The 19,935-nt window shown below is 60.8% G+C and carries 22 protein-coding genes; 17 read left to right on the forward strand and 5 right to left on the reverse strand.

What is annotated here, in order from left to right:
- Positions 1-128: 128 nt before the first annotated feature.
- From trbB to NKJ04_RS12900, 11 genes are read left to right on the forward strand one after another with little or no spacing between them, the layout of a single operon-like run.
- Entirely contained in the window at positions 129-1,127 is a 999-nt protein-coding gene (gene trbB, locus NKJ04_RS12850) for a P-type conjugative transfer ATPase TrbB (RefSeq protein ID WP_352675330.1), read from the forward strand.
- A 49-nt stretch (positions 1,128-1,176) separates the two neighbouring features.
- Positions 1,177-1,440 carry a TrbC/VirB2 family type IV secretion system protein gene (locus NKJ04_RS12855; RefSeq protein ID WP_352675617.1) on the forward strand — a complete coding sequence of 88 codons (264 nt, stop codon included), beginning with the start codon at positions 1,177-1,179 and terminating at the stop codon, positions 1,438-1,440.
- On the forward strand, positions 1,440-1,721 hold the full coding sequence (locus tag NKJ04_RS12860) for a VirB3 family type IV secretion system protein (RefSeq protein ID WP_352675332.1): 282 nt from the start codon (positions 1,440-1,442) through the stop codon (positions 1,719-1,721). Before NKJ04_RS12855 ends, NKJ04_RS12860 begins: the two co-directional genes overlap by 1 nt.
- A gap of 14 nt (positions 1,722-1,735) precedes the next feature.
- Entirely contained in the window at positions 1,736-4,285 is a 2,550-nt protein-coding gene (gene trbE / locus NKJ04_RS12865) for a conjugal transfer protein TrbE (protein WP_352675335.1), read from the forward strand.
- Between the two features lie 32 nt (positions 4,286-4,317).
- Complete coding sequence (trbJ, locus tag NKJ04_RS12870; protein ID WP_502897916.1) at positions 4,318-5,031, forward strand: P-type conjugative transfer protein TrbJ; 714 nt, start codon at positions 4,318-4,320, stop codon at positions 5,029-5,031.
- Positions 5,032-5,043: 12 nt separating this feature from the next.
- On the forward strand, positions 5,044-5,412 hold the full coding sequence (gene trbK-alt, locus NKJ04_RS12875) for a putative entry exclusion protein TrbK-alt (protein WP_352675340.1): 369 nt from the start codon (positions 5,044-5,046) through the stop codon (positions 5,410-5,412).
- On the forward strand, positions 5,409-6,776 hold the full coding sequence (gene trbL, locus NKJ04_RS12880; protein WP_352675343.1) for a P-type conjugative transfer protein TrbL: 1,368 nt from the start codon (positions 5,409-5,411) through the stop codon (positions 6,774-6,776). Before trbK-alt ends, trbL begins: the two co-directional genes overlap by 4 nt.
- Positions 6,773-7,459: a conjugal transfer protein TrbF gene (gene trbF / locus NKJ04_RS12885; protein ID WP_352675346.1), complete on the forward strand. Its 687-nt coding sequence runs from the start codon at positions 6,773-6,775 to the stop codon at positions 7,457-7,459. Before trbL ends, trbF begins: the two co-directional genes overlap by 4 nt.
- Positions 7,460-7,506: 47 nt before the next feature.
- Positions 7,507-8,520 carry a P-type conjugative transfer protein TrbG gene (gene trbG, locus NKJ04_RS12890; protein ID WP_352675619.1) on the forward strand — a complete coding sequence of 338 codons (1,014 nt, stop codon included), beginning with the start codon at positions 7,507-7,509 and terminating at the stop codon, positions 8,518-8,520.
- Positions 8,517-9,731 (forward strand): TraB/TrbI/VirB10 family type IV secretion system protein, encoded by a 1,215-nt coding sequence (locus NKJ04_RS12895; RefSeq protein ID WP_352675349.1) that lies wholly within the window; start codon positions 8,517-8,519, stop codon positions 9,729-9,731. Before trbG ends, NKJ04_RS12895 begins: the two co-directional genes overlap by 4 nt.
- Positions 9,728-9,955, forward strand: a complete 228-nt coding sequence (locus NKJ04_RS12900) for a DUF2274 domain-containing protein (protein WP_352675351.1) — start codon at positions 9,728-9,730, stop codon at positions 9,953-9,955. Before NKJ04_RS12895 ends, NKJ04_RS12900 begins: the two co-directional genes overlap by 4 nt.
- Here NKJ04_RS12900 and NKJ04_RS12905 read toward each other — a convergent pair.
- The 3 genes from NKJ04_RS12905 to NKJ04_RS12915 all read right to left on the reverse strand — a co-directional run bounded on the left by NKJ04_RS12905 (position 9,947) and on the right by NKJ04_RS12915 (position 12,097).
- Positions 9,947-10,366 (reverse strand): LysR family transcriptional regulator, encoded by a 420-nt coding sequence (locus tag NKJ04_RS12905; RefSeq protein ID WP_352675353.1) that lies wholly within the window; start codon positions 10,364-10,366, stop codon positions 9,947-9,949. The genes NKJ04_RS12900 and NKJ04_RS12905 overlap by 9 nt on opposite strands.
- A gap of 124 nt (positions 10,367-10,490) precedes the next feature.
- Positions 10,491-11,099 carry an acyl-homoserine-lactone synthase gene (locus NKJ04_RS12910; protein ID WP_352675356.1) on the reverse strand — a complete coding sequence of 203 codons (609 nt, stop codon included), beginning with the start codon at positions 11,097-11,099 and terminating at the stop codon, positions 10,491-10,493.
- A gap of 74 nt (positions 11,100-11,173) precedes the next feature.
- Positions 11,174-12,097 carry a helix-turn-helix transcriptional regulator gene (locus tag NKJ04_RS12915; protein ID WP_352675358.1) on the reverse strand — a complete coding sequence of 308 codons (924 nt, stop codon included), beginning with the start codon at positions 12,095-12,097 and terminating at the stop codon, positions 11,174-11,176.
- Positions 12,098-12,126: 29 nt separating this feature from the next.
- On the opposite strand from NKJ04_RS12915, the gene NKJ04_RS12920 reads away from it, so the two are divergent.
- The 6 genes from NKJ04_RS12920 to NKJ04_RS12945 all read left to right on the forward strand — a co-directional run bounded on the left by NKJ04_RS12920 (position 12,127) and on the right by NKJ04_RS12945 (position 17,307).
- A complete protein-coding gene (locus NKJ04_RS12920) occupies positions 12,127-12,942 on the forward strand; it encodes an ABC transporter ATP-binding protein (RefSeq protein ID WP_352675360.1) in 816 nt (271 codons plus the stop codon).
- Between the two features lie 72 nt (positions 12,943-13,014).
- Positions 13,015-13,740, forward strand: coding sequence for a transporter substrate-binding domain-containing protein (locus NKJ04_RS12925; RefSeq protein WP_352675363.1), 726 nt, complete (start codon positions 13,015-13,017; stop codon positions 13,738-13,740).
- Between the two features lie 15 nt (positions 13,741-13,755).
- Complete coding sequence (locus tag NKJ04_RS12930; protein WP_352675365.1) at positions 13,756-14,445, forward strand: ABC transporter permease; 690 nt, start codon at positions 13,756-13,758, stop codon at positions 14,443-14,445.
- 5 nt (positions 14,446-14,450) lie between these two features.
- Positions 14,451-15,203 carry an ABC transporter permease gene (locus NKJ04_RS12935; RefSeq protein ID WP_352675368.1) on the forward strand — a complete coding sequence of 251 codons (753 nt, stop codon included), beginning with the start codon at positions 14,451-14,453 and terminating at the stop codon, positions 15,201-15,203.
- Between the two features lie 224 nt (positions 15,204-15,427).
- A complete protein-coding gene (locus NKJ04_RS12940) occupies positions 15,428-16,324 on the forward strand; it encodes a M14 family metallopeptidase (protein ID WP_352675371.1) in 897 nt (298 codons plus the stop codon).
- 59 nt (positions 16,325-16,383) lie between these two features.
- Complete coding sequence (locus tag NKJ04_RS12945; protein WP_352675622.1) at positions 16,384-17,307, forward strand: agmatinase; 924 nt, start codon at positions 16,384-16,386, stop codon at positions 17,305-17,307.
- A gap of 206 nt (positions 17,308-17,513) precedes the next feature.
- On the opposite strand, the gene NKJ04_RS12950 is transcribed toward NKJ04_RS12945, so the two are convergent.
- Both NKJ04_RS12950 and NKJ04_RS12955 read right to left on the reverse strand, forming a co-directional pair.
- Positions 17,514-18,755, reverse strand: coding sequence for a Zn-dependent hydrolase (locus NKJ04_RS12950; RefSeq protein ID WP_352675374.1), 1,242 nt, complete (start codon positions 18,753-18,755; stop codon positions 17,514-17,516).
- Between the two features lie 167 nt (positions 18,756-18,922).
- On the reverse strand, positions 18,923-19,867 hold the full coding sequence (locus NKJ04_RS12955; protein ID WP_352675377.1) for a Rossmann-fold NAD(P)-binding domain-containing protein: 945 nt from the start codon (positions 19,865-19,867) through the stop codon (positions 18,923-18,925).
- Positions 19,868-19,935: the final 68 nt, after the last annotated feature.

Below are 19,935 nucleotides of genomic sequence, written 5' to 3' on the forward strand. Positions count from 1 at the left end.
CAAGGCCGATAGTCCTGCCTCTTCTAATCATCCCCGACAGCGGCACGACCAACTCGCCGCGAGGAATGGGGATCATCGTGGCAACCAGTCATCAGCCTGGCAGGGAAGCGGTTTCGCGCGGCGCGCGCATGCTGCGCACGGCGCTCGGCCCCGCCATCGCCGGCTTCCTTGAAGACCCGGCGATTGTCGAGGTGATGCTCAATCCGGACGGACGGCTGTGGGTCGACCGGTTGAAGGAGGGGCTGTCCGCCACCGACGAAATCCTTATCCCGGCCGATGGCGAGCGGATCGTTCGGCTGGTCGCGCATCATGTCGGTGCGGAAGTGCATTCCGGCAGCCCCCGTGTATCTGCCGAACTGCCGGAGACCGGCGAGCGTTTCGAGGGCTTGTTGCCGCCTGTCGTCGCGGCGCCGACCTTTGCCATCCGCAAGCCGGCCGTCGCTGTGTTTATGCTCGAAGATTATGTCGCGGCCGGCATCATGACAGAGAGCCAGGCCGGCGTGCTGCGGCTTGCGGTCGAAAGGCGGAAGAACGTGCTGGTCGCTGGCGGCACGTCGACCGGCAAGACCACGCTGGTCAACGCGCTTTTGGCAGAGGTGGCTAAAACCGCCGATCGCGTCGTGCTGATCGAGGACACGCGCGAGCTGCAATGCGCCGCCCCGAACCTCGTGGCGCTGCGCACCAAGGATGGCGTCGCCTCGCTTTCCGATCTGGTGAAGTCATCGTTGCGACTTCGCCCCGACCGCATCCCGATCGGCGAAGTACGCGGCGCGGAAGCACTTGACCTGTTGAAGGCCTGGGGCACCGGCCACCCCGGCGGCATCGGCACTATCCACGCCAGTTCCGCCCTAGGCGCACTCCGTCGACTCGAGCAGCTCGTGCAGGAGGCAGTCGTCACGGTCCCGCGCGCCCTCATTGCAGAGACGATCGACATTGTTGCCGTGCTCGCCGGCCGAGGCTCGTCCCGCCGGCTCGTTGAGATCGCTCTCGTAGACGGGCTCGATCCTGCCACCCGCGACTACCGTACGCTCGAGGCAAAGCTCGAGGCCACACCAACCGTGAATCCCCGATTCCCTATGGAGTCTCAGAATGAATCCGATCCGCTTCACTTCGTCATCTATCCGTAAGCTCGGTGCGGTGCTCCCGCTGGCCACGGCGACTGCTGCGGTCGCGGCCATGATGATCACGCGCGCTGACGCGGCCGGTTCTTCCATGCCGTGGGAGCAGCCGCTTCAACAAATCCTCGAATCCGTCGAGGGGCCAGTCGCTAAGATCGTGGCGGTGATCATCATCATCGTCACCGGCCTGTCGCTGGCTTTCGGCGACACGTCGGGCGGATTCCGCCGGCTGATCCAAATCGTGTTCGGCCTGTCGATCGCCTTCGCGGCGAGTTCGTTCTTCCTGTCGTTTTTCTCGTTCGGCGGCGGGGCGCTCGTCTGATGACAGGGTCCCTGCTGCAAGTCGACGAAGTCCGCGGCTTTTTCGCGCCGGTACACCGGGCGCTCACCGAACCGATCCTGCTCGGCGGCGCGCCGCGCGCGGTCGCCATCGCCAACGGCACGCTGGCCGGCGCGGTCGGATTGGGACTTCGCCTGTGGATCGTCGGCCTCGCCATCTGGGCGATTGGCCATTTCGCGGCCGTCTGGGCGGCAAAACGCGATGCGCAGTTCGTCGAGGTCGTTCGCCGGCACCTGCGCTATCCCGCGCATTTCGGCTGCTGAGAGGTTTTTCGCCCATGATGAACCTCGCCGAATACCGCAAACGCTCGTCCAACCTCGCCGACTACCTGCCCTGGGCAGCACTGGTCGCGCCGGGCGTTGTATTGAACAAAGACGGCTCCTTCCAGAGAACCGCCCGCTTTCGCGGTCCCGATCTCGACAGTGCGACGCCGGCGGAACTGGTCGGCACGACGGCGCGGCTGAACAGCACGTTGCGCCGTCTCGGCTCCGGCTGGGCGATCTTCGTCGAAGCCGTTCGGCTTGCCGCGCAGCACTATCCCGAAGGTCTCTTCCCCGACAGGGCCTCGGCGTTGGTCGATCTCGAACGTCGTGAACAGTTCGAGGGTGAGGTCGACCAGGAATCGTCCCAGTGGGGCGGTCGCCGGCCGAACGGGGAGCTGTTCGAGAGCAGCTACTTTCTCACCTTCGTTTGGATGCCGCCGGCTGAGGAAGCTTCTCGCATCGAGAGCTGGCTTTACGAAGGTCGGGAGAAGAGCGGCGTCGATCCGTGGGAACTCCTGAAGGGTTTTGTGGACCGCACCGACCGGGTGCTCAACCTGGTTGAAGGTTTTGTCCCGGAGGCCGCATGGCTCGACGATGCCGAGACTCTGACCTACCTGCATTCGACGGTCTCGACCAAGCGTCACCGCATCCGTGTTCCTGAAACGCCGATGCATCTCGATGCGCTGCTGGTCGATCAGCCGCTCGCGGGTGGATTGGAACCGAGGCTCGGCGATGCCCATCTGCGCACGCTCACCGTCATTGGGTTCCCGACGACAACTTTTCCGGGGATCCTCGACGATCTCAATCGGCTTGCCTTTGTCTATCGCTGGTCGACCCGGGCGATCATGCTCGACAAGGCTGACGCCACGAAGCTGCTGACGAAGATCCGCCGGCAGTGGTTCGCCAAGCGCAAGTCGGTCGCCGCCATCCTCAAGGAGGTAATGACCAACGAGGCATCCGTTCTTTTGGACACCGACGCCGCCAACAAGGCAGCCGATGCTGACGCCGCCCTTCAGGACCTTGGCTCCGACCAGATCGGCCAAGCTTATGTCACCGCGACGGTGACGGTGTGGGATGCCGATCCGTCGATCGCCGACGAGAAGCTTCGGCTGGTGGAAAAAATCATCCAGGGCAGGGACTTCACAGCAATCGTCGAGGGCGTCAACGCCGTCGAAGCATGGCTCGGCAGCATCCCAGGCCACGTTTATGCGAACGTCCGCCAGCCGCCGCTGTCGACACTGAACCTCGCCCACATGATCCCGCTCTCGGCGGTCTGGGCGGGACCTGTCGAGGACGAGCATTTTGGCGCCCCGCCACTGTTCTTTGCCAGGACGGAAGGCGCTACGCCGTTCCGATTCAGCCTGCATGTGGGCGATGTCGGCCACACCCTCGTCGTTGGCCCCACCGGTGCCGGCAAGTCGGTCTTGTTGGCGTTGATGGCGCTGCAGTTTCGGCGGTACGAGAACAACCAGATTTTTGCATTCGACTTCGGCGGCTCGATCCGCGCGGCCATGCTTGCCATGGATGGCGACTGGCACAATCTCGGCGGCAATGCGTCGAGCGGGCAAGGGCCGGACGATCCGCTCGCTCTGCTCACCTTGGCGGACCTGTCGGATGATTTCGACGCCGTTTCGCTGCAGCCGCTTGGTCGTATCCACCACACGTCGGAGCGGGCCTGGGCGGCCGACTGGCTCGTCGACATTCTTCAGCGCGAGGGCGTCCCCGTTACGCCGGTGGTCAAGGAATATCTCTGGTCGGCGCTGACCTCGCTGGCCAGCGCGCCGGTTCAGGAACGGACACTGACCGGCCTGTCGGTGCTGCTGCAATCCTCGCCACTGAAGCAGGCACTCCGGCCCTACTGTATCGGGGGTCCCTATGGCCGGCTGCTCGACGCCGAGCACGAGCGGCTGGGTGAGGCGTCCGTCCAGGCATTCGAGACCGAAGGCCTGATCGGCACGGGGGTTGCTCCGGCTGTGCTTGCCTATCTCTTCCATCGGATCGAGCAGCGGATGGACGGGCGGCCGACGCTGCTGATCATCGATGAGGGTTGGCTGGCGCTCGACGATGGCGGCTTCGCCGATCAGCTGCGGGAATGGCTAAAGACTCTTCGCAAGAAGAACGCCTCCGTCATCTTTGCCACGCAATCGCTCTCCGATATCGACGGCAGCAGAATCGCACCGGCCATCGTCGAAAGCTGTCCGACGCGGCTCTTTCTGCCGAACGAGAGGGCGATCGAGCCGCAGATCACGGCCATCTATCGCCGCTTTGGTCTCAACGATCGCCAGATCGAGATCGTCGCCCGGGCGACGCCGAAGCGTGACTATTATTGCCAGTCGCGGCGCGGCAACCGGCTGTTCGAACTGGGCCTTGGTCCGATCGGGCTGGCGCTGTGCGCCGCATCGTCCAAATCCGATCAGGCGGCGATCGACCGGGTCATCGCCGAGGGCGGTCGGCAATACTTTCTCGAGGCCTGGCTTGCCGATCGCGGTCTTTCCTGGGCGGCCGACCTCGTTCCCGATCTCACCAATGTCATCGACCAATCCGCAGAGGAGACCTCGTCATGAATTCCGTTCGCAAATGTCTTCGCGCTCGTCACATGGCAGCAGCCAGCGTCATCGCAACCGGGATCGCGCTGTCATCGGCGCCGGCGTCGGCGTTCATCGTCTTTGATCCCACCAACTACAGCCAGAACCTGCTCCAGGCCGCTCGCGCCCTGGAGCAGATCCAGAACCAGATCACCTCGCTGCAGAATGAGGCGCAGATGCTGATCAACCAGGCCAAGAACCTCGCGTCGCTGCCGACTTCGCTGGTTGGCCAGATCGAAGGCAATTTCTCTCAGATGAAGACCCTGCTCGGCGAGGCCGACAAGCTCGCCTACAGCGTCCAGGACATCGAGAGCCAGTTCACCTCGACGTACGAGAGTTTTAGTTCGGATCTCTCCAGCCAGCAGCTTGTCGATGGCGCGCGTGAACGCTGGCAGACATCGGTGTCGGCCTTCGAGCACTCGCTGAAGACCGGCGCCGTCGCCGTGGACAACATCGAGGGGACACAGGAACAGACGAGCGCGCTGGTCGGCGCCAGCCAGTCTGCCGTCGGCGTGCTACAGGCGACGCAAGCCGGCAACCAGCTTCTTGCCGTCCAGGCAAGGCAGGTGTCGGACCTGACGGCGATGATGGCAGCGCAGGGACGCGCCAACGCACTGGAGCAGGCGAGGCGGGCAGCTGCACAGGAACAAGCACGTGAACAGTTTAGCCGCTTCATGACAGGCAGTGGCTACAGCCCGTCATTCGTGAAGATGTTCCACGACTGAGGCGAGAGTCGCATGGATCTCAAGATCGCCGCCCGGATGACAGCCGTTCTTGCCCTTGGCGCCGCCATGACCGCCGCCTTCATGGCGTTGCGTGGCGACGGCCCGCAGGACGCGTCCTCCCCGCGCTCCGCACATCCGGGCGGCGAGCCGGCGCGAGTCGAACTTGCGCGATGCCGGAACATCGGCATGGCCGCGATAGCCGACGAAGCCTGCAGGAAGGCCTGGGCGGAAAACCGCCGGCGTTTCCTTCAGCCGACACGGTCCGCGGCACCGTACGCAGTTCCGTCAGTCGACAAAGACCAGAGCCGGCTCCTGCCCCTTCAGTCCTCGATGCCTCAGGGTGAGCAAGATCAACGCCGCCCGAACACGGTGACGCCATGAATGACACCGGCGTCATCGACCGCTTCCTGGAAACCTTTACCCGGTACATCGATTCAGGGTTCGGCCTGCTCGGCGGCGAAGTGGCCTTTCTCACGTCCACCCTGATCGTCATCGACATCACGCTCGCCGGCCTGTTCTGGGCCTGGGGCGCTGACGAGGACGTACTGCACCGGCTGGTGAAGAAGACGCTCTACATCGGCTTCTTCGCCTTCATCATAGGCAACTTCAATCGTCTCGCTGGCATTGTCTTCGAGAGTTTTTCCGGGCTCGGCCTGAAGGCGGGAGGATCAGCACTTTCCGGCTCCGCACTGCTGCAGCCTGGGCGCGTCGCCCAGGTCGGCATCGATGCCGGCAATCCGATCCTTGAGGCCGCCAGCCAGCTGATGGGCTACGTTTCCTTCTTCGAGAATTTTGTTCAGATCGCGGTGCTGATGATCGCCTGGGCGATCGTTCTCATCGCCTTCTTCATCCTCGCCGTCCAGATCTTCGTAACCCTGATCGAGTTCAAGCTGACGACGCTGGCCGGCTTCGTGCTGATCCCCTTCGCGCTCTTCAATCGGACCGCCTTCCTCGCCGAGAAAGTGCTCGGCAACATCGTCGCCTCCGGCGTCAAGATTCTCGTGCTCGCCGTCATCGTCGGCATCGGTTCGGGTCTCTTCGGCGAGTTCACTCAAGGTTTTGGCGCTGAACAACCGACGATCACTGATGCGCTGTCCCTTGTGCTGGGTGCTCTTTCGCTGATGGGGCTTTCGATCTTCGGTCCCGGCATCGCGACAGGTCTTGTTTCCGGCGCGCCGCAACTCGGCGCGGGTGCTGCTGTGGGCACCAGCCTCGCTGCCGCCGGCCTTGGTGCTGCCGGAGCCATGGGCGCCCGCGCCGGATTGAGCGGCGGCGCAAGTGCGCTCAGCGCAGGTGGGCGCATGTCGGCGGCCGCCGCACGTGGCGGCGCGCATTTGGCCGGCAGCACCTCGACAGCTTACGGCCTCGCCGCCGCAACATCCGGACAGAGCGGTGCAGGCTCGATCACCGCCGGCATTGCCGGTGTCGCCAAGGCTGGTGCCGGCACTGCCGTTCAGCCGGTGAAGCAGGCAATGTCGCGCGCGGCTTCAGCCCTGTCTTCCAGCCAGCAGGCTGGCCGCTCGGCCGCATGGACCGCAACGGGTGGAGAGCAGCCAGCAGCAGCTGCTTCAGGGCGTGCGTCGACTGCTGAATCTGGTGCCGAATCGCCGCCGGCATGGGCCAATCGCATGAAGCCCGGCCAGGCCATGAGCCATGGCGCCAGCATGGCCGCGCATTCCGTCCGATCCGGCGATCACGGCGGCGGCTCGACGAATGTTTCCCTCAATCAGGATGACCGCCGATGAACCTCTTCAAACGACCTTCCGTTCGTTACGGAACGACGCCTCAGCCGGAGACGCCGTATCAACGTGCTGCCCAAGCCTGGGATGAACGTATCGGCTCGGCTCGCGTGCAAGCGAAAAACTGGCGGCTGATGGCCTTCGGTTCGTTGGTCCTTGCCAGCGGCTTCGCTTCCGCCTTGGTCTGGCAGTCGACGCGCGGCTCCGTGGTTCCCTGGGTCGTACAGGTCGACAAGTTTGGCGAGGCGCAGGTGGTCGCCGCGGCCGTTGCTGACTATCAGCCGACCGATCCGCAGATCGCGTGGCATCTCGCTCGTTTCATCGAGCAGGTGAGAAGCATCCCGGACGATCCGGTCGTTGTCCGCCAGAACTGGCTGCGCGCCTACGATTACACGACCGACCGTGGCGCCATTTCTCTGAACGACTACGCCCGCTTGAACGACCCTTTTGCCAAGGTCGGCAAAATCCAGATCGCGGTCGAGGTCTCCAGCGTCATCCGTGCCTCGCCGGACTCGTTTCGTGTCGCCTGGATCGAGCGCCGCTACGAGAACGGTAGTCTGGCCAGCACCGGACGCTGGACCGCCATCCTCACGATCGTCACTCAACAACCCCGCGATGCCGACCGGCTGAAGGCCAATCCGCTCGGCGTCTATGTCAACGCCATCAACTGGTCGAAGGAGCTTTCATGAAGCGCGCGATACAAGCAGGAAGAGCAAGGGGACATGTTACCCGCAACATGACCAAGGCTCGGGTGCTTGCCCTGGCACTGCTGTCGGCGACGGCGCTCGCCGGCTGCGCTTCGAAAAAATACATTCCGCCGGAGATCGACTACGACGATGCGGTGCCTGCCGTGCAGAAGGTCGATCCGCCTGGTCCGGTGAAGGTGGTGGAACTGCCGAAACCGCTTCCACTGCCCGGTCAGTTGAAGCCGATAGAGACCAGCAAGGCGAAGGCGGAACCAGCCGATCCGAAACAGCGGATCAGCCAGGCGAACGAGGCCGCACGAATGCAGCCCGTCCGCGACGGTTTTATCAACGCGATCCAGCTCTATCCCTGGAGTGAAGGCGCGCTCTATCAAATCTATGCAGCACCTGGTCAGGTCACCGACATCGCGCTGCAGCCCGGCGAGCAGCTCGTTGGCTCCGGACCCGTCGCCGCCGGCGACACCGTGCGCTGGATCATCGGCGATACGCAGAGTGGGGCAGCGGACCGGCTTCAGGTCCACATCCTCGTCAAGCCGACGAGGTCCGATCTCCAGACCAACCTTGTCATCAACAGCGACCGTCGCACCTATCATCTCGAGCTGCGATCGACCGAAAGCACCTACATGGCCTCTGTGTCGTGGCAGTATCCTCAGGATCAGCTGATAGCGCTGCGGCGCCAGAACGCGCAGGCTTCCGCAGCCCAGCCGGTCGCTGCCGGCATCGACATCCAGAAACTCAACTTTCGTTACCGCATCGAGGGCGACGCGGCACCATGGAAGCCGCTACGCGCGTTCGATGACGGCTCAAAAGTCTATATCGAGTTTCCGTCCGGTATCGGTCAGGGTGAGATGCCGCCGCTCTTCGTCATCGGCCCATCGGGCGGCTCGGAACTGGTCAACTACCGCGCCCGGAAAAACTACTATGTCGTCGACCGCCTCTTCGCCGCGGCCGAACTGAGGCTTGGCGATAAAGATTCGGAGCGGCGTGTCAGGATTGTGCGCACCGATGGGAAAAGACCGCCGCGCAGCGCGGGGCTGTTCCGATGAACGACGTTGCAAATCCCCCCAACGTGGACATCAGGGCCGACCTGCGTCTGAGGCCTGAGCCCGCCAGGGTCACGCGCCTTTCGCGCAAGGTGCTGATCGGTCTAGGCGGAGTGGCCAGCGCTGCGATCCTTGGCACACTGATCTGGGCGCTCGACACCAGGCGGCGCAGCAACGACGAGCCGTCCGAACTCTTTACTACTGAAAACCGCACCACTGCCGACGGGCTCCAAACCCTGCCAAAGGACTATTCCGGTGTGCCAAGAATCGGCCCGCCTTTGCCCGGCGATCTCGGCCGGCCGATCCTGCGCGCGCAGGAGCGTGGACAGCCGGTGGCGGTGCCGAACATCAGTGCGCCGCGCGCCGATCCGGAGGAGCAGCGCCGCCTGGCGGAGATCGAGGCCGCGCGGGTTGCGAAACTCTTCACCGACACCAATGCGCGGGGAAATCCGGTGCGGCAGGATACTGGTGCGGGAAATATCGTCGCGGACACCATGTCGGGTTTGATACCCCCAACCGAGCCTTCGGCGCTCGATCCAGGCTCCGCTCAAAACATGCAGGATCGCAAACTGGCCTTCGTCGATACCGCACCGGATCGCCGAACCGTCAGTCCTGATCGTCTGGTGGACAAGGCTTCGCCCTATGTCGTACAGGCCGGCACGATCATTCCGGCTGCACTCATCACCGGTATCCGTTCCGATCTACCCGGTCAGATCACCGCTCAGGTCACGGAGAACGTTTACGACAGCCCATCAGGATCCTACATGCTGATTCCGCAGGGTGCGAGGCTGATCGGCAAGTATGACAGCCAGGTCGCCTTCGGTCAGTCACGCGTGCTTCTGGTCTGGAACCGACTGATCATGCCCGACGGCACCTCGATCGTGCTGGAGCGCCAGCAGGGCGCGGACACGGAAGGATTTTCCGGGCTGGAGGACGAGATCGACCATCACTGGGGTCAGCTGTTTCGTGCAGCGGCGCTCTCGACGTTATTGGGCGTCGGCACCAGCCTCGGTTCCAACAACAACGAGAGCGATATAGCCAAGGCGATCCGTGAAAGCACGCAGAATTCAATGAGCAATATCGGTCAGCAGATCGTGGGCCGCCAACTCGATGTCCAGCCAACGCTGACAATCCGGCCGGGTTTCCCGGTCCGCGTGATCGTCAATCGCGACATTGTGCTGGCACCATATGCCGCGCCGAAGGAACCATCATGACCAAGCTGAAGCTCTCCGCCATTCCCGACGACCGGCCCATTAAGATCACGGTCGAGCTGCCCGCCGCCGTTCACCGCGATCTTGTCGCCTACGCCGAAGTGCTCGGACGCGAGACGGGCCAGAAAGTTGTCGATCCGGCAAAGCTGATCGCGCCGATGCTGGCACGATTCATGACGACCGATCGCGCGTTCAGCCGAGCCCGGCGCGAAACTAGGTCAGGGTAAACGGGACGCGGCTCGTTTCTCTTCCACGAAGCGCAAGGCGATATCCGGCCTGCTCCGAATGAAGTCTGTAACTGCATCCAGAAACTCCGTTGCCTGCAGGGACGCGTCGAAGCCGCTCGACACCCTGCCGGCTTGTCCTTCTCGGACCGTCTTGACCATGGCGAGTGTATCGTCGAGGTCAGTCAGAACGCGGCGAAGGTTACGCAGGAGTTCGGTGCCGGCCAGGGTTGGTCGGACACCGCCTGTGCGACGTTCGAACAGGACCGTTCCAAGCGAGTGCTCAAGGTCACGGATGCGCCGGCTGAGAGCGGAATGGTGGAGCCCCAAGCGTCGGGAGGCGGCGAGAAAGCTGCCTTCCTCAGCGATGACAAGTGCGCAGTCAAGCGTAACGAGCTGGACGCGTCGCGGCATCGACCCTCCCTCATCTGGAGAAGTTATGACCCAAACGTTCACGAATGCGAGCTGCTGAGTCGCCCCGCCCACCAGCCGCGTTGAACCCCCTGGGGGAGCACTCTCTCAGGCTGTGTCGCGAGTGTTAATTGTCGATTGCGCCAGCCTGTGGGCCTGGCTTCCGCACTGCGTGCAATCGAGCAAGCGTCCGCTCGTCAAAGCTCGCGGTCACGGCCAACGTATCCTCGTTGCCGACGATCCGCGGCAGGCCGAGCGGCGTGACCCTGAAATGCAGCTGTACAAGTCGCAGCAGCCAAAGCGGGTTCATTTCGATGATGATTGTGTCGACGCCGCGGCCCAAGCCCCACTCGACAATACCGGACAAAAGCGCGTTCGCGACAGGACTGAGCATCCGTCCGCGTTCGCGATACTGTGGCTCGACACAGTATCGCGTCCATTCCCAGATGTTGTCTCCGCTAGGCCTGGCGCCATCGCACAGGTCCGGCAACACCTCCGACAGCAAGTGGGGTCGGGTCAAAGGGAGCATCCGTTGGTAGCCGACGACGCGCTCCTCGACAGTAAAGAGCATATGAACTGCATGCTCGTCGTCGAAGCCATCAATTTCGCGACCATCTTCGCGCCGCAGATCCGTCCAGCCCTTTTCTTCGACGAACACTCTGTGTCGAAGATGGAAAGCCTGGTCCATTTCCCGCTGATAGTTCACCGCGTTTTGCACTGTAACGATAAGAAGCATGTTGGTTGTCCTCCGGTTTCGAGGTCAACCAATGGTCGTTTCCGGAGGATGGCGGCATCACGCAATTGCGTGAGTTAGGCGATCAGACCGTGGCGAAACGCTTCCGCGACCGCATGTACGGTGTTTGCCACCCCGAGTCTCTCCCGCGCCGATCGCAGGTGAGTGTCTGCCGTATTACGACTGATTCCAAGGCGATCAGCGATTTCGTCCACGGTGAAACCCTCGGAGGCCCAACTGAGAACGTCCCTTTGTCGCGGAGACAGACGTATCGGTTTCGGGTGCCATTTTCTATCGGCGAGATTAGCCGCGCAGCCGAAAGCACAAGCGGCAACGAACTGAAAAGCGAGGCGGTCGTGAGGATCAGGATCCAGCTTTTCGCCTGCAATGGAGAATCCGACCGGCTGCCCCTCCAAGGTCGCGAATGGTATCGTCAGACCTTCGCATAGCTTGAATTCGGTCGCCTCCTCCATGATCCGACGACCGAGGGGGCCCACCTTGGACACTTTTTCGATCTCGCTCCAGAGGAATGGCGCGTTGCCGCGATTTACAAGTTGAATGGTCGGATCGCGAAAAAGATAGCCCTTGGAGAAGTAGCGCATGAACCATTGTTCTGGCCAAGCGTCGAGCAAAACATGTGAGGCCTGTTCATGTCTCAAAGCATGAAGCGGCGGAATTGGTCCCGCCAGAAGATTGGTCGCGCCAAACCTCTTCGCATAACCAAGCAAGGACCGACAAAGTTGTTGTTGGGTTGAGCTATTCCGGACGTCATTCAGAAATTCGAATGTGTCGTAGAGGCGCCGCCGCCAAACTGCGGTTGCTCCTACGATTGGTATTGTCCCAGATCGAGAACGGGTCATTGCTACTACCGGGCTGGCGCGCATGACTCGCCATGAGCGGGCGTAAGTTTGCGCAGTTCCGCCAGGAACAAATCTCAGGATTTGGAAACTTCGCTTGCCATTTTCAAAAACGATCTTGGCACCACTTTGTAAGATGGTCATCCAAACTTGGCTGGGGAAGATTTTAAATCTTGGACGATCAGAGACCGCCGATCCAACTCGCCGACACCCTGCGTAAAGGCGGGCTCAAGCTTCAGGTCCGCGACCTCCGCAAACTTTTCGGAAATCTGGAAGTTTTAAAAGGGGTCTCGCTTGACGCGAACGAGCACGATGTCATCTCGATCTTGGGCGCAAGCGGCTCGGGGAAAAGCACATTCTTGCGCTGCATAAACTTCCTAGAGTCCCCGACTAGCGGAACGATCACACTTAACAATGAGTCGATTAGGACCAAGGTCGGCCCGAACGGAAATCAACATCCCGCGGACCCAAAGCAGTTGCAGCGCTTCCGCGCAAAACTGGCCATGGTTTTTCAAAGCTTCAACCTGTGGTCTCACATGACGGTGCTCGAGAACGTCATTGAGGGGCCCATCCAGGTGCTGGGCATCGAGCGAGCTCAGGCGATCGCAACCGCCGAAAGCTTGCTCGACAAGGTAGGGCTAACCGATCGCAAGAACTACTACCCAGCCTTTCTCTCTGGCGGCCAGCAGCAGCGCGCCGCGATTGCGCGGGCGCTCGCGATGGATCCCGAAGTTCTGCTGTTCGACGAACCGACTTCAGCCCTGGACCCGGAGCTTGTGGGCGAAGTTCTGTCCATCATTCGCGCGCTGGCAGAGGAAGGCCGAACAATGATCATCGTTACGCATGAAATGGCTTTCGCGCGCGACGCCTCAAGTCGCGTCATCTTTTTGCGGGATGGGCAGATCGAAGAGGAGGGTGACCCTCGGACGATCATGACACGCCCATCGTCACCCCACTTCCAGCGCTTCCTCGCGCGAACGCATCGGTGATAAAACCACGGGAGGACTACTATGATACCTCGATTTGCAGGTGCTCTTCTGACGGCGGCCGCCATTTTTCTCATGGTGGGCGAAGCCGAGGCTGATCAGACTATTCATTTCGCCACCGAAGGAGCTTTCCCCCCATTCAATGAGCGGGCTCCGGACGGATCCCTTGCGGGCTTCGAGATCGATCTCGGCATGGCCATGTGCGCGAAGATGGGCCGTCACTGCGAATTCATCGCTCAAGAGTGGGACGGTATGATCCCTGGCCTGCTCGCTCACAAGTATGACGGCATATTCGCGTCCATGGCGATCACCGAGGAGAGAAAGAAAAAGATCGACTTTTCCAACAAATATTATGAGTCCGGCGGTGTTTTCGTGGCCCCGGTTGGCGTGACCATCGATGTTGCGGACAAGCAGCTCAAAGCCAAGACGGTGGGGACACTCTCCGGGAGCACCTATCTCTGCTATCTCGAAAAGACCTATCCAACGGCGAAAGTCGTTACGTACCCCAACGCCGACGCCCTCTATCTCGACCTGACGTCCGGCCGTCTCGACGCCATCTTTGCCGACGCTGTCGCTTCGGATTTTGGTCTGCTCAAGACCGACGCCGGCAAGAACATGGCGTTCGCGTCCAAGATCGTCACCGATCGCGGCTGCTTTGGAGAGGGAGCCGGCATTGGACTCCGGAAGGAGGACGCCCAACTGCGCGGGGAACTCAACAAGGCGATCACCGAGGTCCGTCAGGATGGAACCTACGACAAGATCGCGAAGAAGTACTTCGGCTACGACATCTATGGCAACTGATCGGACCATATAGTCGTGGAAGCAGTTCTGCAGTTCTCCCCGTTCCTGTTGGCCGGCCTTAGGGTGACAATCGCCTTGAGCATTCTGTCGGTCATGGTGGCCGTTACCCTGGGCCTCCTTGGCGCCTGGGCGAAGCTTTCAGGTTCAAGGAGAGCTCGGCGGATCGCAGAACTCTATACGACGCTCGTGCGCGGCGTGCCTGATCTCGTTCTCATGTTGTTGCTCTACTTCGGTGGCCAAATGGCATTGAACCGGATCGGCGCCGCCACAGGCTTGTGGGACTATGTCGAACTCGATGCGTTCACCGCTGGCTTCCTGGCCATCGGGTTCATTTTCGGATCCTACATGACAGAAACTTTTCGAGGAGCCCTATTGGCAATACCACGTGGTCAGATCGAAGCAGGTATCGCGGTTGGAATGGGCCGGTTGACGCTCTTTCGTCGCATAATATGGCCGCAATTGGTCCGATACGCCTTGCCCAGCTTCACCAACATCTGGCTCAGTCTTATGAAGACGACTGCCCTCGTGTCGGTGATGGGACTCGAAGATCTTGTCTACAACGGCTATGCCGCCGGCAAGACCGCACATCAACCCTTCACCTTCATGTTCGTTGTGCTGGTAACCTACCTGATCCTCACGTCGATCTCGGATTTAGGACTTCGTTGGCTCGATCGGCGCTATAGCGCTCACCTGCACCAGGCGTAAGCATCATGAACCTCGCCGATATCACCGCAGAACTTACCAGAATAAGCGAGACATGGTCCCCGGTCGATTTCATGTTGGCAGCAAAGCATGTCGACCTCTTCCTGCTGGGCCTGCGGAACACGATCATATTGCTGGTCGGCTCCCTGTGTCTCGCGAGCCTTCTCGCTATTCCGCTTGCTGTCGCCAGGGCGATGCGCACGCCAGTCTTGAGCACATTTGTATTTGCCTACACCTATCTGTTTCGGGGTACGCCACTGCTGGTCCAAGTCTACCTGCTATACTACGGCGCGGCGCAGTTCTCCTTCGTTCGAGACTCATATCTTTGGGTTATCCTGCGTGAGGCTTGGTGGTGCGCCTTCATTTCCCTAACCTTGTGTAGCGGCGCTTACATCACCGAAGTTTTTCGGGGAGCGATCGAAGCCGTACCCCGGGGGGAGATCGAGGCCGCCAAGGCTTGCGGCATGTCGGGCTTCACGGTTTTTCGTCGTATCACACTTCCAAGCGCACTAAGAAGTGCGCTTCCGGCTTACGCGAATGAGGTCATTTTTTCGGTCCACGCGACCGTGATCGCAAGTACGGTTACGATCATCGATATTCTCGGCGCGGCTAAGCAGTTCAACAATAAATATTATCTCGCCTTCGACGGCTTCGTTATTGCGGCGACTTTCTACATGACGTTGGTCTTCATTATCAGCCGTGGCTTTCATTTCTGGGAGAGCAAATGGCATCGCCATCTACCTCGGCGACACCACTCCTGATGTTTGCAGATTGGATTTTCAGAATTTGATGGAACATCTTGGCATCATCGATGCTTCTCTACCGGCTGACATACCTGAAGAAGGAGGGGGCCCGGCTCGCAAGCTGCGGTGCAGGTGAGATGAGCATTCGGCTTGACATCGATCTCGACGCGCCAGGACGGCAAATCGGCACAGTCTCCATATCTCTGGACTCTGCTGACGGATGCGAGCCTCAGGATATAGCGATGCCCATCGTTTCGGTGCGCTCTGGCGTCGGGCCAACATTGGTGCTGACCGCCGGAGTTCACGGGGACGAATATGAGGGGCAGGTCGCGTTAGCGGAGCTTGGCCGCTCGCTTGATATAAGCCGTGTAAACGGCCAAGTCATTATCATGCCAACCGTGAATGGTCCCGCCTGTTTCGCGGGGCAGCGCAATACACCACTGGATGGCATGAATTTAAACCGTGCCTTCCCTGGTACCCCCAACGGAACTTTCACAAGTCGACTGGCCCATTTTATCGAAGTCGAACTATTAGCACGCGCCGACTATGCCGCCGATTTTCATTGTGGTGGGGAGATACTCCATTTTCTGCCTTCCACGCTTTTTGTCGTCACCGGTGATGCCGCCGGGGATCAGAGGAGGATGAATCTCGCCGCAGCATTCGGAGCTCACTACTGCATGCTGTTTGGGTTCAAGACGATGGGCGTGGAAGTGGGAATAGATGCGGCGATGCTGCGGCAGAACGTCGTGGGCATCAGCGGAGAGTATGGCGGGTCGGCCGAACTGAGCATTGCGACGCTTGGACTTTGCCGGCAGGGTTTGCACAGACTGCTTTCTCATGTCGGGATAACAAAGCCTGAAACTCCACCAACGCTAATCCATCCGAAGTTGGTGGATGTTCGGGCCGACGAATGTTATGTGGTCGCTAAGCGCGAAGGGCTGTTCGAACCCTTGGTTAGGCTTGGGGAATACGTCAAATCCGGTTCCCCTGTCGCGCGGATGCACCGGCCTGACAGACCAGCAGAACCGGCCACTTTTGTCCGTGCGCGTTGCGACGGCATTGTAATGGCAAGTCGGGCGCGAGCCAAATCATCACCAAGCGACTGGCTCTTCGTTATCGGGCAGCCGGCGCAGCTTTGATTTTTGAATCGCTGAAAGATAAGGACTACGGAAATGCGTGCCTCACGGGGATTGGTTTGATGAGTGCATCACCCTCGTTTCTTGGTTTGCCCGCACGACTTGCAAACCAACGTTCGCCTCGAATCATCCTATTCGGTGTCGGTCACGGCAGCTCGTATACAGGGACGGACACCAGAGGGTACGCGTTGGCGCCCGACGCCATTCGCGCCGCAAGCAAGGATGGCGCTCGGGACGTCGAGAACTGGGATTTCGATCTTGGAGGGCCTCTCTTCAACGGTGAGCCCGGATGCTGCATCGACGCTGGCGACGTCCAGACCACCATGCATAACAACACAGGCAACCGGTTCGAGATCGAGGCGAAGACGAGAGCTGTACTGGCGCAGCAGGCAGTACCGGTTGTAATCGGCGGCGACTGTTCGGTAACGATTCCCTTCCTTGCAGGCTTTAAAGACCATGGGCCGATCTGGGTATTGCAAATCGATGCCCACATAGATTGGCGCGACGAGATTGACGGGGAACGCTACGGATCTTCAAGTCCCATGCGTCGGGCGAGTGAGATGCCACATGTCGCCGGCATGGTGCAGGTTGGATTGCGGAGCGTCGGTAGCGCGCGCACCGCCGACGTCGAAGACGCGCTTCAATACGGAAGTCTCTTTGTGACGTCTCGTGAAGTTCACGCGAGCGGCGTCGAAACCGCGCTGCAATGCATTCCGGATGGAGCGCACGTCGTCGTCACGCTTGATTGCGACAGCATCGACCCCGGTGACATGCCGGGCGTCGTGGCGCGCACGCCCGGCGGCCTCACTTACATTCAGATTGTCGACCTGATCGCAGGCCTTAGGCGCCGGACGAAAATCGCCGGGTTCAATCTCGTCGAATTCTTCCCCCCGGCCGATGTTGACGGGATTTCGGCTGTCATCGCCGCGCGCATTGTCACCAATGTCATCGGTTCTATCGTTCGGCAATACCGGGACTCGCGTTGAAGCCCGATCCCTCGCTCCGCTCTTTTCAGTGGTCGCAGAACGCAGGTAGCGGGGCAACGCGCTCAAGTCTGGTCCTGACGATGCAATTACCGGCAGGAGATTCGGTCACCTAGAATGAGGGGTGAGCGAGCAACACTCGAAAAGCCAGAATAGCTCGCGGCCGGAAAAACGCCTCAGGTGTCGAAGGAATTCTCATTCGAACCGCTCTATAAATATGCAAGCCTGTAGAGCGTTCCTGCCAGCACCTTGATGCTGGCGACGATGTCGGGAATCGAGGAAAATTCCTCCGGGGTGTGGCTTCTACCGTCCTTGCTACGAACGAATATCATCCCAGCGCGAGCGAGCTTGGACATCTGCTGTGTGTCGTGGCTGCCGCCGCTTGACAGCGCGCCCAGCTGGACGCCTTGATCCCCCGCGGCGGCCTTGATCGCCGTGACGATTTCAGGATGGCAGACGAGGGGCACTTGGTCTTCAACCACCGAAATCTTGACTTCCAGGCCGCGGCGATTGGCCACTTCATGGATCAGGGTTTCGTGCAAGGCATAAAGCCGCTTCAAGGCATCAGGACCAGGATGCCGGACATCTATCATGAAGGTTATCTTCGCTGGAATGATGGCCGGCAGGTTCGGTTCGACCCGGACTTGGCCGACGGTTGTTACGGCCGGTCGTCCCCACCGTTCCGCAGTTGAAATGACGCCGCTTGCGATTTCGGCGAACCCCGCCATCGGGTCGCGGCGCGAATCCATCGGAAAGGCGCCTGCGTGATTGGCTTCTCCGGTCAATTCTATTCGGTAGTGGCGAAGGCCGTTGATCGCAGTGACGAGACCGACCGCAAGGTCTTCGGCTTCGAGCACAGGCCCCTGCTCGATATGCAGCTCGATAAAGGCGCCGATGTCATTGCGCTCGGCGGTCGCCAAAGCATTCGGGTCCAGGCCAGCATCCTTCATGGCCTGGCCGATCGAGACGTCGTCGTCATCGACCAGTTCGTCGAGCTCGTGCCGCTCGATGCAGCCGGTTATGGCGCGCGAACCCCACAGGCTGGCGGCGGCGAAGCGGCTTCCCTCCTCCTCGCAAAGTGCAAGCACCTCCAGAGTGCGACGAGGCCTGCCGAATTGCTTGTTCAGCGCATCGATCGCGACCAGCGCCGCAATCGCACCGAGGGCGCCATCGTAGCGCCCGCCGGGCGTCTGACTGTCGATGTGCGATCCCGATACGATGGAAGGCCCGGCTTCTTTGCCTTCGAGTCTTCCCCAGACATTGCCGACAGCGTCCTGATGCACGGCAAGACCTGATTTCCGGCACCAGCCGGAGAAGTGATTGGCGGCCTCGACCCACTCCGGCGAATAAACCGTGCGCCAGACACCGGTCCCGCTATGAGCACCGAACCTGCCGAGGTCGAGGATCAATCGTTCGACATGTTCAGGGTCGATGTGAATCGGTTCTACCATGTCGTTCTCCCTCGCGGTCGATGAACCATAAATGCGGCCAGCGCCTGCGTCGTTTCCATTGTTCCGCACCCCGTTCAGTACGGCGACGCCGTTTTCGCTACGTGTCTGGCTTCCGCCGGGACGAAAGTCGGACTTCTCATCCGAGCCCTTTAGATTATACGAGCCCTCTAGATTAAACGGGCGACAACCGCTTTGGCGATCATGATATCCTGGACCGCCACGCCCGTCAGATCGGCGACCGTGATGTCTGCGCGCGAGCGCTGGGCAACCTTTCCGGAAATGACATTCCCGAGTTCGACGACGCGGTCGCCGTCTATGGCGCCGGCTCCAATCGCTGTATGGATCTCGCCGCGCAGCAGGCACTGCTGTATGCTGTCGGCAACCACCATGCTGGCATTTCTCAGGAGCATCGGATCGAGCTCGCTCTTTTCCGGCGTATCCGAACCCATCGCGGTGATATGGGTGCCCGGCCTCACGAAGCTGGCGAGCAGGTAAGGCTCATGGGACGCGGTCGTCGTGACGATCAGTTGCGCGCAGGAGGCTACTTCTTCTGGACTTGCTGCAACGCGTGCGGTGTAGCCCATCCGCCCGATATCGCGCACCGCGTCTGCCGCTCGCGCGTCGTCGCGCCCCCACAGAACGAGGTTTCGGCACTCGGTCACGCGGCGCAGGTAGTCGGCCTGCAGGCGCGCCTGAACGCCCGAGCCGCAAATGCCGATGGTTAGCAAATTCGGCGGCGCAAGATGACGGGCTACGACGGCGCCCGCGGCCGCTGTCCGGTGATTGGTTAGCTCGCCTTCTTCGAGCAGGACGCAGACGATTTGCCCAGTCTTTGCGGAAAACACCAGCATGCAGCCGGAGAAGGGCGGCAGGCCCAGTTGCGGATTGTTGAAAAATCCCGTCGCGAGCTTCACGACAAAGACGTCGTCACCGCGCACGGCGCCATACTTGATATGAAGTTCGCCGTTTTCGTCCGGGAAAAGTAGTTCGCCGACAGGAGGAACCTCGACCTTGCCCTCGGACAAGGCGACAAACCCACGCTCGATCTCGGCCACGACATCGATGTCTGGCAGGGCCTTCAAGATCTGCTCAAGCGGCACGACTCGCGTCAACTTCATCTCCCCAAGCAAAACAATAATTCAGATCGACCTGCGCGGCCCTAGCACATGAGGCCATCCAT

The organism is Mesorhizobium sp. M0618, from assembly GCF_040320765.1.
Taxonomy (GTDB): Bacteria; Pseudomonadota; Alphaproteobacteria; order Rhizobiales; family Rhizobiaceae; genus Mesorhizobium.